Annotated in this window: 17 protein-coding genes; 12 read left to right on the top strand and 5 right to left on the bottom strand. The window is 69.8% G+C overall.

Going from position 1 to position 15,170, the window contains the following annotated elements; all coding sequences use genetic code 11:
* Positions 1-3 precede the first annotated feature (3 nt).
* Both EDF48_RS18075 and EDF48_RS18070 read left to right on the top strand, forming a co-directional pair.
* Entirely contained in the window at positions 4-429 is a 426-nt protein-coding gene (locus EDF48_RS18075; protein ID WP_131881824.1) for a VOC family protein, read from the top strand.
* A gap of 16 nt (positions 430-445) precedes the next feature.
* Positions 446-898: a GNAT family N-acetyltransferase gene (locus EDF48_RS18070; protein ID WP_131881757.1), complete on the top strand. Its 453-nt coding sequence runs from the start codon at positions 446-448 to the stop codon at positions 896-898.
* A gap of 151 nt (positions 899-1,049) precedes the next feature.
* Here the strand turns inward: EDF48_RS18070 and EDF48_RS18065 are convergent, their stop codons facing one another.
* A complete protein-coding gene (locus EDF48_RS18065; protein WP_243698145.1) occupies positions 1,050-2,867 on the bottom strand; it encodes a BCCT family transporter in 1,818 nt (605 codons plus the stop codon).
* 116 nt (positions 2,868-2,983) lie between these two features.
* Here EDF48_RS18065 and EDF48_RS18060 point away from each other — a divergent pair, with 116 nt between their 5' ends.
* The 4 genes from EDF48_RS18060 (at position 2,984) to EDF48_RS18045 (ending at position 6,054) form a co-directional block, all read left to right on the top strand.
* Positions 2,984-3,487, top strand: a complete 504-nt coding sequence (locus EDF48_RS18060; RefSeq protein ID WP_123293870.1) for a heme-binding protein — start codon at positions 2,984-2,986, stop codon at positions 3,485-3,487.
* Entirely contained in the window at positions 3,484-4,470 is a 987-nt protein-coding gene (locus tag EDF48_RS18055) for a Gfo/Idh/MocA family oxidoreductase (protein WP_243698144.1), read from the top strand. The genes EDF48_RS18060 and EDF48_RS18055 overlap by 4 nt, the downstream gene beginning before the upstream one ends.
* A gap of 248 nt (positions 4,471-4,718) precedes the next feature.
* On the top strand, positions 4,719-5,828 hold the full coding sequence (locus tag EDF48_RS18050) for an acyl-CoA desaturase (protein WP_131881755.1): 1,110 nt from the start codon (positions 4,719-4,721) through the stop codon (positions 5,826-5,828).
* 16 nt (positions 5,829-5,844) lie between these two features.
* Positions 5,845-6,054 carry a cold-shock protein gene (locus EDF48_RS18045; RefSeq protein ID WP_111086735.1) on the top strand — a complete coding sequence of 70 codons (210 nt, stop codon included), beginning with the start codon at positions 5,845-5,847 and terminating at the stop codon, positions 6,052-6,054.
* 178 nt (positions 6,055-6,232) lie between these two features.
* Here the strand turns inward: EDF48_RS18045 and EDF48_RS18040 are convergent, their stop codons facing one another.
* From EDF48_RS18040 to melA, 4 genes are all read right to left on the bottom strand, one after another.
* Positions 6,233-7,108: a carbohydrate ABC transporter permease gene (locus EDF48_RS18040; RefSeq protein WP_243698143.1), complete on the bottom strand. Its 876-nt coding sequence runs from the start codon at positions 7,106-7,108 to the stop codon at positions 6,233-6,235.
* Positions 7,108-8,067 (bottom strand): sugar ABC transporter permease, encoded by a 960-nt coding sequence (locus tag EDF48_RS18035; protein WP_123939455.1) that lies wholly within the window; start codon positions 8,065-8,067, stop codon positions 7,108-7,110. Before EDF48_RS18035 ends, EDF48_RS18040 begins: the two co-directional genes overlap by 1 nt.
* Entirely contained in the window at positions 8,051-9,355 is a 1,305-nt protein-coding gene (locus tag EDF48_RS18030; protein ID WP_243698142.1) for a sugar ABC transporter substrate-binding protein, read from the bottom strand. Before EDF48_RS18030 ends, EDF48_RS18035 begins: the two co-directional genes overlap by 17 nt.
* Before the next feature lie 125 nt (positions 9,356-9,480).
* Complete coding sequence (gene melA, locus EDF48_RS18025) at positions 9,481-10,905, bottom strand: alpha-galactosidase (RefSeq protein WP_123939456.1); 1,425 nt, start codon at positions 10,903-10,905, stop codon at positions 9,481-9,483.
* Positions 10,906-11,023: 118 nt separating this feature from the next.
* On the opposite strand from melA, the gene EDF48_RS18020 reads away from it, so the two are divergent.
* The 6 genes from EDF48_RS18020 (at position 11,024) to EDF48_RS17995 (ending at position 15,151) form a co-directional block, all read left to right on the top strand.
* Entirely contained in the window at positions 11,024-11,302 is a 279-nt protein-coding gene (locus EDF48_RS18020) for a hypothetical protein (protein ID WP_131881753.1), read from the top strand.
* Between the two features lie 114 nt (positions 11,303-11,416).
* Positions 11,417-12,043 carry a hypothetical protein gene (locus EDF48_RS18015; RefSeq protein ID WP_131847674.1) on the top strand — a complete coding sequence of 209 codons (627 nt, stop codon included), beginning with the start codon at positions 11,417-11,419 and terminating at the stop codon, positions 12,041-12,043.
* Positions 12,044-12,119: 76 nt separating this feature from the next.
* Positions 12,120-13,166: a GrpB family protein gene (locus EDF48_RS18010; protein ID WP_131847676.1), complete on the top strand. Its 1,047-nt coding sequence runs from the start codon at positions 12,120-12,122 to the stop codon at positions 13,164-13,166.
* A 12-nt stretch (positions 13,167-13,178) separates the two neighbouring features.
* Positions 13,179-13,841, top strand: a complete 663-nt coding sequence (locus EDF48_RS18005; protein ID WP_165932465.1) for a hypothetical protein — start codon at positions 13,179-13,181, stop codon at positions 13,839-13,841.
* A 43-nt stretch (positions 13,842-13,884) separates the two neighbouring features.
* A complete protein-coding gene (locus EDF48_RS18000; protein ID WP_131847680.1) occupies positions 13,885-14,280 on the top strand; it encodes a hypothetical protein in 396 nt (131 codons plus the stop codon).
* Positions 14,281-14,326: 46 nt separating this feature from the next.
* Positions 14,327-15,151 carry a helix-turn-helix domain-containing protein gene (locus tag EDF48_RS17995; RefSeq protein WP_123338428.1) on the top strand — a complete coding sequence of 275 codons (825 nt, stop codon included), beginning with the start codon at positions 14,327-14,329 and terminating at the stop codon, positions 15,149-15,151.
* The last annotated feature ends 19 nt before the right edge of the window (positions 15,152-15,170 follow it).

Raw genomic sequence — 15,170 nt, 5'->3', positions numbered from 1 at the left:
ACCATGCCCCCCGAGCCCGCACTCGTCCCCGAACTCCTCGTCGCCGACCTGGACCGGAGCCTCGCGTTCTGGTGCGGTCTGTGCGGCTTCGAGACCCGCTACGCGCGGCCCGAGGAGCGCTTCGCGTACATCGCCCTCGGCACCGCACACCTGATGCTCGAACAGGCCGGCGTCGGTCGGAACTGGATCACCGGCCCGCTCGATCGCCCGCTCGGCCGAGGCGTGAACTTCCAGATCACCGTGCCCGACAGCCGCGCACTGGCCGCGACCCTGCTCCGTGCCGGCACCGAACTCTTCATGCAGCCCGAGACGAAGTGGTACGACGTCGGGAACGAGCAGGCCGGCGTGGACCAGTTCCTCGTGCAGGACCCGGACGGCTACCTGGTGCGCTTCCAGTCCTCGGCGGGACGACGCCCAGTCGCCGACTGAACTCGTACAATCGGCCGTGCCTTCCATCCAGATCGAGAGCCCTCGCAGCGACGACGTCCTCAGCCTGCTCAGCCAAGGAGACGCCTTCGCCCTGGCCCTGTACCCGGCCGAGAACTACTACGGCCTCGACGTCGACGCCCTGGAAGCCGACGGGGTCTCGCTGTTCGTCGCTCGCGAGGGTGACGTGGCCGTCGGTACGGCGGCGCTGGTTGATCGGCGCGACGGATCCGGTGAGGTCAAGCGGATGTTCGTCACCGACGAGGCTCGAGGGCTCGGGGTCGGTCGAGCCCTGCTCCAGGCACTCGAGGCGCACGCGCACGACTTGGGCATCGAGACGCTGCAACTGGAGACGGGCTTGCCACAGGTCGCGGCGATCGCCCTGTACGAGAAGCTCGGGTACCGCCAGGTCCCGCGATTCCCGCCGTACACCGACGACCCGACGAGCTACTGCATGGAGAAGCGCCTCTGAGCCCTTCGTGTTCGGGCCGGCGCGACGCCCTGGTCGCGACCGCTGACGGACGGGAGGCCCGTGGCGGCCCCGCCACGCCTCCCTCGCAAGCTCGGTCGGCGCGGCCCACGTGCCGCTGGCGCGTCACCGCTGAGCGGTCCGCGCCACTCCGTCATCCGTCCGTCGGGCGCGATGCGCTCTCCGCAGCTGGCGCATCATCGAGGCTCGCGTCGACCGCCGGGTCGGGTGACACCGTCTGCGTCCGGATCGGGAAGTCGTCGAGGGCGGTGGCGGCCGGGTGTGCCGCTGACCCACCGCGCACGCGCTTCTTGACGGCTGCCCACGGCCGACCGAAGGCCGATCGCGGCGCGCGCTCTGACGGCCCCTCGACCTCGAGGCCGTAGTACGCGCCGACGTGTTCGAGCAGGACCTCGCGTTCGGCCTTGTCGTACGCCCGCCGCTCGCGGGTGAAGGCGATGATCGTCGACCAGCAGGTGAGTAGCAGCACGACGCTGAAGGGCAACGCCGTGGTGATCGCCGCCGTCTTGAGAGCGTTCAGCCCGCCGCTCAGCAGCAGGGCAACGGCGAGCAGTGCCGAGACGGTGGCGAAGAAGACGCGCAGCCAGTTCTTCGGCTCGATGTCGCCGCCGGACGCGATCATCGCCATCACGAGCGACCCGGAGTCCGACGAGGTCACGAAGAACACGCCGATGAGCAGGATCGCGCCGAAGGTCAGCACCGCTCCGGCGGGCAGGTCGCCGAGCAGGGCGAACAGCGAGCCTTCGAGGTCGACCGAGCCGTCCGAGCCGACCAGGCCACCGGAGCCGTCGGTCTCGCGGTGGATGGCGGCGCCGCCGAGCACGGCGAACCAGAGGAACGTGAGCGCGGTCGGGACGAGGAGGACGCCGAACACGAACTGGCGGACCGTTCGGCCCTTCGAGATGCGCGCGATGAAGACGCCGACGAACGGCGCCCACGACATCCACCAGCCCCAGTAGAAGGTGGTCCACGCGCCCTGCCAGGCGACGCCCTCGGCGCCCTGCTGTGCGGTGACGTTGAACGACAGGCCGACGATGTTCTGCAGGTACGCGCCGATGGACTGCACGAAGTCGCGGAGCAGGAACTGGGTCGGCCCGACGATGAGCACGAACAGCAGCAGTGCGGCGGCGAGCAGCAGGTTGAAGTTCGACAGGATCTTCATGCCCTTGGTGACACCGGTCACGAGCGACACGATGGTGACCGCGGTGATCACGGCGATGATGGCGATCTGGCTGACGATGCTGCTGTCGGCGATGCCAGCGCTCTCGAGCCCGGCGCCGATCTGGATGACCCCGAGGCCGAGCGAGGTCGCGACACCGAACAGGGTGCCGACGAGCGCGATGACGTCGATGAGGTTGCCCCACCCGCCGCGCACCCGGTTGCCGAGCAGCGGCTCGAGCGCCCACCGGATCGACACCGGACGGCCGCGGCGGTGGATGGCGTAGGCCAGGGCGAGGCCGAGCACGACGTAGATCGCCCACGCGTGGAGTCCCCAGTGCAGGAACGTCTGGGTGAGGGCCTGCTGCGCGAGCTCGTTCTCGGTGCCGGTGACGCCGGGGCGCGGTGAGGCGAAGTGGCTGAGCGGTTCCGAGACGCCATAGAACACGAGGCCGATGCCCATGCCAGCGGCGAAGAGCAGCGCGAACCACGACCCGGTCGAGAACTCGGGCTCGTCCTGGTCCTTGCCGAGCTTGATGTCGCCGAACTTGCTGAAGCCGACGAACAGCGAGAAGCCGACGAAGAACGCGGCGACGAGGACGTAGTACCAGCTGAAGTTCTTGACGATGCCGTCCTGCAGGCCGACGAACATCGCCTCGGCGCTCGACGGGGAGATCAGGGTGAACGCCACGAAACCGAGCACGAGGACGGCGGCGGGCCAGAACACCCACCGCCGCACCTTCGACGTCGTCTCGACGGGGCCGGGCGGGGGAGCGGAGGTGGTGCTTGCCATGCTCTCCATGGTGCCTGGCGGCGGCTCTGGGCGTTCGCTCAGGCGTGTCGGGGGCGGTACGCTCAGCGCGCTGGAACGTTCCAGAAGGCGTTCCGGACCACCTCGAAGGAGAGATCATGGCCCACCCCGACGGCGCTCACTACCGCGACCTCGACCCGACCGCCCTGCGCGATGCCCTCGCGGCCGAGGAGCAGCGCCTGACGTTCCCGTCCTTCGACCTCGACGACTCGTGGCGCCTCGGCTCCTGGCTCCGGCAGGCGGCGATCGACCGCGGCCACGCCATCGGGTTCGCCGTCGTGTTCGGCGAGCAGCGTGTCTTCCACGCCGCGACCGAGGGCGCCGCTGCGTTGAACGACGCCTGGCTCGAGCGGAAGTTCCGCGTCGTGCGGCACTTCGGCCAGTCGTCGCTGCGCGTCCGCGCGACCTACCTGGCCGCCGGCGGGAGCTTCGAGCAGGACGGCGCCCTCGACACGAACGAGTACGCGGCGGCCGGCGGTGCGTTCCCGCTCCTGCTGCAGGGCCGCCTGATCGGTGCGGTCGGGGTCAGTGGCCTCGAGATGCACGACGACCACGCGCTCGTGGTCGAGGGGCTCGAAGCGATCCGGGCCGACGCCTCGTGACCGCCGACGTCCGCATCGCGATCATCGGCGCCGGCAAGATGGCGGCCGTGCACGCCGCCAACGTGGCCCGCACCGACGGTGCCGTCCTGTCCGCGGTCGCCGGTGGGTCCGGAGCACCGGCGCTCGCCGCTCGCCACGGAGCCGCCGCCCTCGAGGTCGACGCCGCGTTCGCCGACCCGGCGATCGACGCCGTCGTCATCGCGTCGCCGAACCCGCTGCACGCCGCGCACATCACGCAGGCGGTCGCCGGTGGCAAGGCTGTCCTGGTCGAGAAGCCCGTCGACCTCGACATCGCCCGGGTCGACGCCTGCATCGCGGCCGTCGGTGCCGCCGCAGACCGGGTCGTCGTGGCCTTCAACCGTCGGTTCGACCCGTCGTTCGCGGCCCTGCACGACCGGTTGGTGGCCGGTGAGATCGGCCCCCTCGAGCAGCTCGTCATCGTCAGCCGTGACCATGCACCGCCGCCCATCGCCTACGTACCGGGGTCGGGTGGACTGTTCCGCGACATGACCATCCACGACCTCGACATGGCCCGGTGGCTCGGCGGCGAGGTCACCTCGGTGCACGCCGTCGGCCAGGTGAGCGACCCCGAGGTCGCCGCACTCGACGACGTCTCGGGTGCGATGGTCACCCTGACCACGGCCGGCGGGGCACTCGTCACGATCGTCGACGCGCGGAGCAACGCCTCCGGGTACGACCAGCGGCTCGAGGCGTCCGGGCCGGCGGGCACGCTCGCGGTCGGCAACCGGACCGCGACCTCGGTCAGCGCGTCGACCGCCGTCGGCGTCGGTGCGGGCGACCTCGCCATCAGCCACTACGGCGACCGGTACCGCGAGGCCTACGCGGCCGAGATCGCCCACCTCGTCGCGGTGACGCGCGGCGACGAGCGCCCGCGCGCGACGCTCGAGGACGGCCGGCGGGCCCTCCTGCTCGCCGACGCCGCGACGGAGTCGCACCGCTCCGGAGCGCGGATCGCGACCTGACGGCGCGGGCCACTGCCCTGGTCGGGCGCGTGCGGCGGACGGGAGGCACGGGGCGGGCGCGACCCGCGCCTCCCGTCCGCCCGTGGGGACGCACACCCCCTTCAGGTGCCATCACAACGCCCGCTGGACAGGGCAGGCTGATTGTCAGGTGGAATCGCACCTTCAGGCCCTAGGGTCGCACCAAGCGCAATCGCGTGAACTCTCTCGAACCGGCCGAAGGGCCGGTCCGCACCGGAAGGTCGGTCCACTTGACCACCACTCCGCTCGCTCCGGGCTACACCCGCACTCGACCTGGAACAGGAAGCCCCAAGGGCACCTCGACCTACTCAGCCCTGCTCGCGCAGGTGAAGGAGAACGGACTCCTCCGCCGCCGCACCGGGTTCTACTGGTCGCTGTTCGGCACACTCATCGTCACCTTCGCCCTCGCGTGGGTCGCGTTCGCATTCCTCGGCGACACCTGGTTCCAGCTCATCGTGGCCGGCGCGCTCGGCGTGATCTTCACGCAGTTCGCGTTCCTGTCGCACGAAGCCGCGCACCGCCAGGTCTTCGCCTCGCAGAAGTGGAACGACCACGCCGGCCGCTGGCTCGGCACGTTCCTGGTCGGCCTCAGCTACTCGTGGTGGATGAACAAGCACACCCGCCACCACGGCAACCCGAACACCATCGGCAAGGACCCCGACATCGCACCCGACGGCATCCGGTTCCTGCCGGAGGACGCCGCCGCGGTCAAGGGTCCGCTCATGACGACGTTCATGCGGTTCCAGGGCTGGCTGTTCTTCCCCCTGCTGACGCTCGAGGGCCTGAACCTGCACCGGTACGCGGTGCAGAGCATCGTCACCGGCAACGGCACCAAGGCCGACGTCAAGCACCGCTGGCTCGAGGCCGCGCTGCTCGTCGCCCGCTTCGGCATCTACCTGACGGTCGTGTTCTGGTTCCTGCCGTTCGGCATGGCCTGCGCGTTCCTCGGTGTGCAGCTCGCCGTGTTCGGCGTGATGATGGGCGCCTCGTTCGCCCCGAACCACAAGGGCATGCCGACCATCGCGCACGACGCCAAGGTCGACTTCTTCTCGCGCCAGGTCCGCACGTCGCGCAACATCCGCGGCGGCTGGTGGGTCTCGTTCCTGATGGGCGGCCTGAACTACCAGGTCGAGCACCACCTGTTCCCGTCGATGCCCCGTCCGGCGCTCAAGCAGGCCCGCCTGCTCGTCCGCGACCACTGCGACACGCTCGAGGTGCCCTACACCGAGACCACCCTGCTGCGCTCCTACGGCATCGTCGTCCGGTACCTGAACCGGGTCGGGCTCGCTGCTCGTGACCCGTTCGCCTGCCCGATGGTCGCGCAACTGCGCATCCACTGACGCCGTGCTGTCGACCATGCCGACCGGCACCGTGAAGTGGTTCGACCACGCCAAGGGGTACGGCTTCATCCACCCCGACGACGGGTCCGAGGACCTGTTCGCCCACTTCTCCAGCATCATCGCGACGACCGGCTACCGGTCGCTCGAGGAGAACGACCACGTGCAGTACGACGTGGGCCCCGGCAAGAAGGGCCCGCAGGCGGACAACATCTCGATCATCCGCTGACGCGGACGACGGACGGGAGGCACGGTGCCAGTTGGCACCGTGCCTCCCGTCGTTTCTTTCCCATGTCCACTGCGCTGGTATGCGGAATCGGGCGTACCTGGTCGAAAGAATCGACCAGGTACGCCCGATTCGGGCAGGTACGCCGCCCGCCGTGCCGGCGCCGGCGCGAGCCGCCGCGCTACTTGATGCCGGTCGAGGCGATGCCCTGCACGAACTGGCGCTGGAACGCCAGGAACACCACGAGCAGCGGCAGCACGGTCACGGTCGCGATGGCCATCACGGCACCCCACGGCGAACTGAACGCCGGGTTGTTCGTCAGCGTCGACAGGGCCACCGGCACGGTCAGGTTCTCGTTGCCCTGCAGCACGACGAGCGGCCAGAGGAAGTCGTTCCACCGCGTCATGAAGCCGAGGATCACGAGCACCCCGACCAGGGGGCCGCACGAGGGCAGCACCACCCGGAAGAACGTCTGGAACTCGCCGGCGCCGTCGAGCCGAGCGGCTTCCATCAGGGCGTCCGGCACCCCGAGCATGAACTGCCGGGCGATGAAGATCCCGACGACGTCGAACACGGTCGGCAGGATCACCGCCCAGGGGGAGTCGACCAGGCCGATCTTCGCGACGACCAGGAAGCTCGGCACCAGGGTGACCTGGATCGGGATCATGATCGTGACGAGGAACGCCGAGTACAGCAGCCCCCGGCCCGCGAACCGGAACTTGGCGAGGGCGTACCCGGCCATCAGCGACACGACGACGCTCACCGCGGTGCCGACGCTGGTGATGAGCGCCGAGTTGCCGAGCCACCGCCAGACCGGCTGCGTGCTGAACACCTGCGTGTAGTTCTCGAACGTCGGCCGGGTCGGGAACAGCGAGAACGTGCCGCTCTGCGACTGCCCGCCGGGGGTGAGCGCGGAGACGACCATCCAGTACAGCGGGAACACCATCAGGATGGCCAGGGCGGTGAGCCCGGCGACGAGCACCCACCGACCGGGCCGGCGCCGGGAGCGGGCTCCAGCCGGACGGCGGCGGGCACCGCGGACATCGAGTACGGCCATCAGAGCATCTCCTCCGCCTTGCGGTTGGCGCGCTGCCGGAGCAGCGTGAACACGAGCAGGATCGCGACGAGCACCAGTCCGAGCGCCGCGGCGTAGCCCATCCGGGCATCGATGAACGCGGACCGGAACACGTACTGGATCAGCACGGTCGTCGAGAAGCCGGGGCCACCGCCGGTCATCACGTAGATGACGTCGAAGGCCTGCAACGAGAACACGACGTTCAGGATGAGCAGGATCGACGTCGTCGGGCGGAGCAGCGGCCACGTGATGGTCCGGAACCGCACCCAGCGCGAGGCGCCGTCGATCGCGGCGGCCTCCTTGAGCTCTGCGGGTACGGACTGCAGCGCGCCGAGGTAGATCACCATGCAGAAGCCGATCCGGGTCCAGACCACGACGACCACCAGGGTCGCCATCGCCCACCCCGGAGCGGTCAGCCAGGGCACGCGCCCCATGCCGAGCGCTTCGAGCAGGTTGTTCACGACGCCGTAGTCGCCGTTGAAGATCCACGACATGATGACGCCCACCACGACGCCGGCCGCGACCATCGGCACGAAGAACAGGGCGCGGAACACCGAGCGCCCGGGCAGCGGCCGGTTCAGGGCGACGGCCAGCGCGAGCCCGATCGCCATCGAGGTCGGCACGGTGCCGAGCGTGAACACGAGCGTGTTCCGCAGCGCCGTGCCGATGAGCGGGTCGGAGCCCATGTCGACGAAGTTCTTCCCGCCGACCCAGGTGCCGTCGCCGAGCGATGTGCTGGAGTCCTGGAAGCTCAGCGCGATCGCCGTGATGATCGGGATGAGCGAGAAGCCGAGGAACAGCAGCGCCGCGGGGCCGATGAACACGTACGGGACGAAGCGGCCCCGGTTCCGGCGGGCACCGCCGCCCGCGGGGAGTCCGCCGGTCGGTGGGGCGGTGGACGCCGTCGTGCGGACCGGCGCGGTCTCAGTTCGCAGTGACACTGCGCATCGCCTCCATCATCTGGTTCGAGGCCTCTTTCGGGCTCAGTTGCCCGAGCAGGCAGAGGTCGAGGTAGTCGGCGAACACCGCGTTGAGCGAGCTGAAGTACTCGCCGCTCTCGGCCTTCACCATCGAGAGCGGGATCGTCGTCCCCTGGTCGATGAACCGCTGCATCGTGTCGGTGTTCGCGGCGTACCCGATGTCCTTCGCGTCGAGGGACTTCCGGGCGGGCAGCCAGTTGCCGTCGTGGCAGAACTGCTGCATCTTCGACCGTGACGTGATCATCGCCACGAGCTCGGCCGCGAGCTCCGGGTGCTTGCTCGACTTCGTGACGGCCAGGGCGTTGCCGCCCAGGTCGCTCGCCTCGCCGACGTTGCGGATCATCGGGGCCGTGCCCCAGTTGTCGGGCATGTCGGTGTCGAGCTGCGCGATGGACTCCGGGTTGTTGAGCATCATGCCGATCTGCCCGGTCAGGAACAGGTTCCGCGAGACGTCACCGCCGCCGCTCTTGCTGAGGTTGCCCGTGGTCGCGAGTCCGTCGGCGTACCACTTCCGGCCGAAGGCCAGGGCGTCGATCGCCTCCGGGGTGTCCATCGACGGGGTGGCACCGTCCTCGCCGAGGAACGCGCCGCCGTTCTGGTGGACCAGCGGCAGCCACCGGTACGCCGTCTCGGGCGACGACCACCCGTACCCGAACGCGTACTTGCCGGTGACCTGCTTGACCTCCTTCGCGACGTCGAGGAACTCGTCCCACGTCCACGCGTCGGCCAGGGCCTGCGGCGGCGTGACGCCGATCTGCTCCATGACGTCGCGGTTGTAGTAGGTGATGAAGTTGTCGGTGTGCTGGAAGACGCCGTACACGCCGTCGTCCCGCGCGCCGATCGCCCAGAACGGGTCGCTGTAGTCCTGCCGGTAGTCCGCCGGGACGGACCCCGAGATGTCGACCAGGCTGCCGTTGGCGGCGTACCGGCCGATCTGCTGCGGGGTGATCCGGATGACGTCCGGCGCCAGGTCGGCGGCGAGCCGGGTGATGAACCACTGGTGGAACTGCCCGGTGGTCACCTCGACGGCGACGCTCGTACCGGGGTGCGCTGCGACGAACTCGTCGGCGATCGCCTGGTAGCTCGTGATGTCCGTCGGGATGTTCCAGGTGGACAGGCGGATGTGCTTCGTCCCGCCGCGGCCGGTCGTGCCGCCGCCGGCGCACGCTGCCAGCGCGCCGGTCAGCGAGATGCCGGCGAGGGCGAGGAACCCCCGTCTGGCGAGCTGGGGGGATGGTCGGGTCGGCATGGTCCTCTCCTTTGAGGTCGTGGTGCCGTTCAGGTCGGCCGGGAGGCGCGGGGTGCGCACACGGGGCGCCGCGCGTCCGACGTGGGGTCGCGTCCTGGACCCGACCCCACGTCGGGCGCGACGGTTCAGACGAGCGCGGGGCGGGCCTCCCGGTCGGCTACCGGTGCCGCGGTGACCGCGTCCGCCGGACGCAACGACTCGGGGAGCAGCGCCGCGTGGGCGTGCAGGAGCTCGTCGGTCATCTCGGCGATGCGGTCGAGCGTCAGGTGCGCCGCCGTCAGCGGGTCGAGCGCCACCGCGTGGTGGACGTGCTCGACGTTGCCCGTCAGCGCAGCACGCACCGCCAGGGTCTGCACGTTCGTGTTCGTGCGGTTGATCGCGGCGAGCTGCGGCGGGAGCTCACCGAACGACGTCGGCTGCACCCCCTTGCCGTCGACCAGGCACGCGACCTCGACGCAGGCGTCGGACGGCAGGTTCTGGATGACGCCCGTGGCGTTCGGCACGTTGCCGTAGACGACCGCCGGCACACCCGTCACGATCGCGTTCACGATGCTCGCGCCGTACTCGACGCTCGGCGTCAGGTCGGCCTTGAGCTTCTCGAGCTGGGTGTCCACGTCGCCCTGCTCGTCGTGCGCCAGGCAGATCTCGTAGTAGTCCCAGCGCTCCGGGATGTACTCGAGCACCGTCTCCGGGTCTTTGCGGAAGTACGGCACGTACTCGCTGGCGTGGTGGCTCGACTCGGTCTCGAAGTACCCGAACGAGCGCATCAGCTGGGTGCGGACCTGCTCGTTGCCGCCCTCGTAGTTGCTCGCCGCGGCAGCCGCTTCGCTGTGGTCGCCGTCGTCGTCGTGCAGGTCGGACGCCGCGACGCCCCGCTGGTGCTTCGCCGTCATCACCTCGCGCAGACGCGGGTACAGGTCCTCGCCGTTGCGGCGCGTGAACTCGAGGATCCACGCCTGGTGGTTGATGCCGGCGCTGACGAACTCGACCTCGTCGTACGGCACGCCGAGCGTGCGCGCCAGCATGCGGGTCGTGCCCTGCACGCTGTGGCAGAGCCCCACCGTCCGGAGCCCCTTCGCGTTGAGGAACGCCGTGGCCATCGCCATCGGGTTCGCGTAGTTGATGAACTGGGCGTCCGGGCAGAGCTCGAGGGCGTCGCGGGCGATGTCCTCGTACGCGCGGACCGACCGCAGGAAGCGGAAGACGCCGCCCGGGCCGACGGTGTCGCCGACCGCCTGGTCGATGCCGTACTTGCGCGGGATCTCGACGTCCCACTTGTAGGACTCGACGCCGCCCACCTGGAACGTGATGATGACGACGTCCGCACCATCCAGGGCCGCGCGCCGGTCCGTGGTCTCGAGGACCTCGACACCGAGGCCGTGGTGGGCGACGAGCTCGCGGGCGGCCGTCGCGGTGCGGGCGACCCGGCCCGCGTCGAGGTCCATGAGGTGCAACGTCGCGTCCTGCAGGGCGGGGAAGGAGACGAGGTCGCCGATGAGGCGGAAGGGGAAGACGAAGCCGCCGGCGCCGATGATGGTGATCTTAGTCATGTGTCGACGGTAGGAAGCGCGGGGGTGTGCGGTCCTCCGGCTTCGGACGGTGGGGTTCCAGGATCCTCGGATCGGTCCGTGGCCGGTGTGCGAGTGTTGTCCGGTGCGCTACCGACTAATGAACGAGTACAGCGTCGACTGGCCGCTCTGGGACGAGGACGGCCTGTGCCCCGAGGGGAGACCGGCGTTGTCGGAGACGGTCCGCGACGAAGTACTGCGGTGGGCAGCCGAGTTCAACGAGGACTACTCGGTGGAAGCGGGATGGCCGACCGAGGCCGCGGCGCGCTCGTCCGAGCGCCAGGCGCGGCGACTCTTCCGGCTCGTCGATCGCGAACTGCCGCCGGGCGACGAGCTGGTGCTGGGGTACTGGGAGACGAACAGACGGAAGGGGCTCTGACGTGGTCTCGACGTCGTGCTCGACATCGAGCTCGACGTCGGGACGATGGAAGTGGCGTACTGGAGCCACCGCGTCCCGGCCCCGCTCATGGCGTGGAGCTCGTAGGGTTCGGTGATGCACTGGCAGCAGTCGCTCCTGGAGAGGCTCCGCACGGACCCGGCGGTCGGCGCGGTCCGTCCGTACGGCTCCGTCCTCACGCCCGACCAGCTGGATCCGTGGAGCGACCTCGACGTCGAGCTCGATCTCGTTGCGGACGTCGAGGCGGGGACACTCCTCGGAGGTGAGCCGTGGGCGTGGCAGAGCACCCTCGACGACGGGGTGCAGCACGTTCGCATCGTGCTCGCGGACGGTCGCCGCGTGGACCTCGCGACGCGAGGTGCGACTCTGGAGCTTCCGCCGGAGCCTCCGGACAACAGTCAGCGGTTCGATCTCGCGCTGGCTGCCACACGATTCGGGCGCGGAGCTGACGCCATCGGGCTGCACCTCGTGCTCGGGGTGGTCCGCGAGGCGCTCGTGCACAGCATGGTCCTCGCCGACCAGCGGGAGGGGACGGTGCACCACCGGTTCGGCTCCGGCACGGACCTCGCCGCGGCCGAGAGCCAGACGGCACTGTCCGGAGCGCTGAGCCCGTCCTTGGCGTTGCGCGTCGCCTCTGTCTACGCGGAGAGCCGTGCGGCCGTCGACGAGGACTACCACCCCGACTGGAGCGGTCTGGTCGCCGTCGTCGCTGCGCGTCCCTAGGTTCCCGAGGTCTCGGCGACCACGAGTCGCGCAGCGGCTCGACTGGCGTCGCGACGGTCGTCGTACGCTGGCGGTCGTGGACGAGTGGTGGGACGTGGTCGATGCGAGCGGTGGAGCGACGGGCGCGACGTTCCGGCGAGGCGACAGCGGCTGGCCCGCCGGGTCCTTCCACCTCGTGGTCACGATCTGCGTCCACCGCGCCGACGGGACCGTCCTCGTCACGCAACGAGCTCCGACGAAGGAGTTCGCGCACGGGTGGGAGTTTCCCGGTGGCAGCGCGCTCGCCGGCGAGTCGGGGACAGCGGCGGCCTGCCGTGAACTGCGCGAGGAGACCGCCCTCGAGGTCGCGCCCGACGCGCTGCAGTGGGTCGGTCGCTTCACCGAGGACTCTGCGCTGGTGGATCTCTTCACCGTCCGGGAACCTGCCCGCTCGACCGTGCGGCCAGCTCCGGCCGAGGTGATGGCCTGGAAGTGGCTCCCCGCGTCCGAGGTGGTCGAACTCCGTCAGAGCGGCGTGATGGCGGATCCCTGGGGACCGCGGTTGGACGCGATGTGGCCAGCGGCGATGGCCACGATCCGGTCCGGGGGAGAGCCTCCCGCGGTGCAGCTGGAAGCACACCGCGACTCCTGGGAGACGGACTACCAGCGTGAGGCGTCGCGGCTCGTCGCCGCGCTCGGAGACCGCGTGCTCGCGGTCGAACACATCGGCAGCACGGCCATCCCGGGCCTCGAAGCGAAGCCGGTCATCGACATCGCGGTCCGGGTCGCAGTCGACACGGATCCGTTGGCGCTCGGCCCGTTGCTCGCGGCGACGGGCTACACGCAGCACCGTTCCGGTCCGAAGAACCACGGGGTGTACACCCGAGAGCGAGACGGGGCGAGGACCCACATCCTCCACGCCTTCGCCTCGGACCAGTGGGACGAGTGCAACCAACGGCTCTTCCGGGACAAACTGCTCAGCGACCCGACCGCCGTTGCGCGGTACCGGGAGGTCAAGACCCGAGCAGCGCGATCCTCGGACGGTCGTGCCTACACGGCCGCGAAGAGCCAGGTGGTACAACAGCTCCTCGATGAGGAACGTGCCGCTCGAGGTCTCGCGTCCGTGACGGCGTGGGACAAGTAGGCGTCGGCGCCTGTGGCAAGTCGTGAGGAGTACGACGTGCTCTGGGAACGTGCCCGTCAGCGGCTGCGTGTCGGTGACCTGCAGCTCGACCGGGAACCGGTGGACGGTGATCCGCGCTGGGGTCTGAGCCTGGTGCTGCTCCCTCCGAGGCCACTCGCTCAGCGGATCGCTGGCGTGGCGGATGAACTGGCCGCCGCGTACGACGGCACGCAACACGTGTACGGAGTCGAGGACGTGCACCTCACGATCACGAGCCTCGAACCGTACCGCGATCGGATCGATCGTGCGACGCTCGAGCACTACATCGACGTCGTCGAGGATTCGCGCGGCGCGCTCGACCACCGAGTCCGGCTCGACGGCCTTGGAGGATCGGCGGCCGGCGTTTTCGTGCAGGGGTTCGACGACGACACCCTGCGGCCGATCCGTGTCCGGATGCGTGAGGCTGCCTCGGCGCTCCACGGCGGTGCCGCGCCTCCGATGGCCTTCATCAGGAACACGGCCCACCTCTCGATCAGTGTGCACCGCGAGGCCTCACGCGAGGCAGCGGTCGTGCGTCACGTGGACCGATCGCGCCACCAGGAGCTCGGAGAGATGCACGGGGCACGAGTCGCGCTCGTCCGGTACCGACCGTGCGTCGGCTCCATGGGCATCGAAGTACTCCACACCGTCGGGTGAGTACCAGGACAGGCTGCTGCGCCAAGGCCGTAGGGTGGCGCTCGTGACGGCCACAGGGAGACGGAAGCGATCGGTCGTGGTGATGGTCGTGGTGACGCTTGCGCTCGTCACGTTGCTCGCCGGAGTTCGCCTCGTGTCCCTGTTCGCATTCGCGACCGAGGGGGATGTGCCACCCGCTTCCTCGGTCTCGCTGCCCGCGGGCAGCGAGCTGATCGCGGAAGAGAAGGACTGCGCTTCTGGTGGGTGCTGGGCCGTGCTCTCGGTCCGACCGCCCGAGGGAGTACGCCCGCAGGATCTCGCGGCCAGCTTGGGGATGACTCCCCAAGCTCGTCAGCGCGGGACTCTGTGGGACCCGCGCACCGTCAACCTGAGTTCGGAAGCGGAGGGGGAACTCCTGGTCATCAGGGCCGACTACTGGTCTCGTCAGGCGACCCCCTGACGGAGGTCCTGTGTGGGGAAAGGCTCACTGACGTAGGCTCAGCAACGTGCTCGACGTGGAGACGATGGAAGCGGCGTACTGGAGCCACCGCGGCCCGGCCCCGCTCATGGCATCGTCCCACCGGCACGACGACCTCGAGATGAACCTGGTGCTCGACGGGCACCTGGACTACCGGTTCGGCGGGGCGCCGGTCAGTGTGCACGCGGGCGAGATCGCACTGTTCTGGGGCTGGACCCCGCACCAGCTCGTGGGTGACGGCACCGGCACGGGCGAGTTCCGCTGGGTGCACATCCCGCTGGCCGAGGTGCTGGCGTGGGGACTGCCCGACCACGACCTCGGAGCGATGCTCCTGAACCGCCCGGTCGTCGTGCCGACCGCAGCTGCCGGGCGTGACGTCGAGTCGATGCTCGGGTCGTGGCAGCGGGACTTCGAGGACGACGGTGCGGAGATCATCGCCAACCTCGAGGCGCAGGCGCTCGTGCGTCGCCTGCTCCGGCACCACCGCGACGCCGTTGACCTGCGGCCTGGCGGCGGGCACGGCACCGCGGATGCCATGCACCGGGTGATCGACATGGTGCGGTTCGTGGTCGACCGGTTCCGCGAACCGATCGAGGTCGCTGACGTCGCTGCGGCCGCACACCTGCACCCGCACTACGCGATGTCAGTGTTCCGACAGGACGTCGGCACGACGATCGTCGAGTACCTGACACGGTGCAGGGTGGCCGAGGCGCAGCGGTTGCTCGCGACGACGTCCATGACGACGTCGGAGATCGCGCACGCCGCAGGGTTCGGGTCGCAGTCGAGTTTCTACGTGCACTTCACCCGTGCGTGCGGGACTGCGCCGGGAGCGTACCGGGCACGGGCTCGCTGACCCGGTGTCCCCACGCACG

Source organism: Curtobacterium sp. PhB191, assembly GCF_004346515.1.
Lineage (GTDB): Bacteria > Actinomycetota > Actinomycetes > Actinomycetales > Microbacteriaceae > Curtobacterium.
The sequence above is the reverse complement of the archived record's forward strand: the minus strand, read 5'-3'. Positions and strand labels throughout refer to the sequence as shown.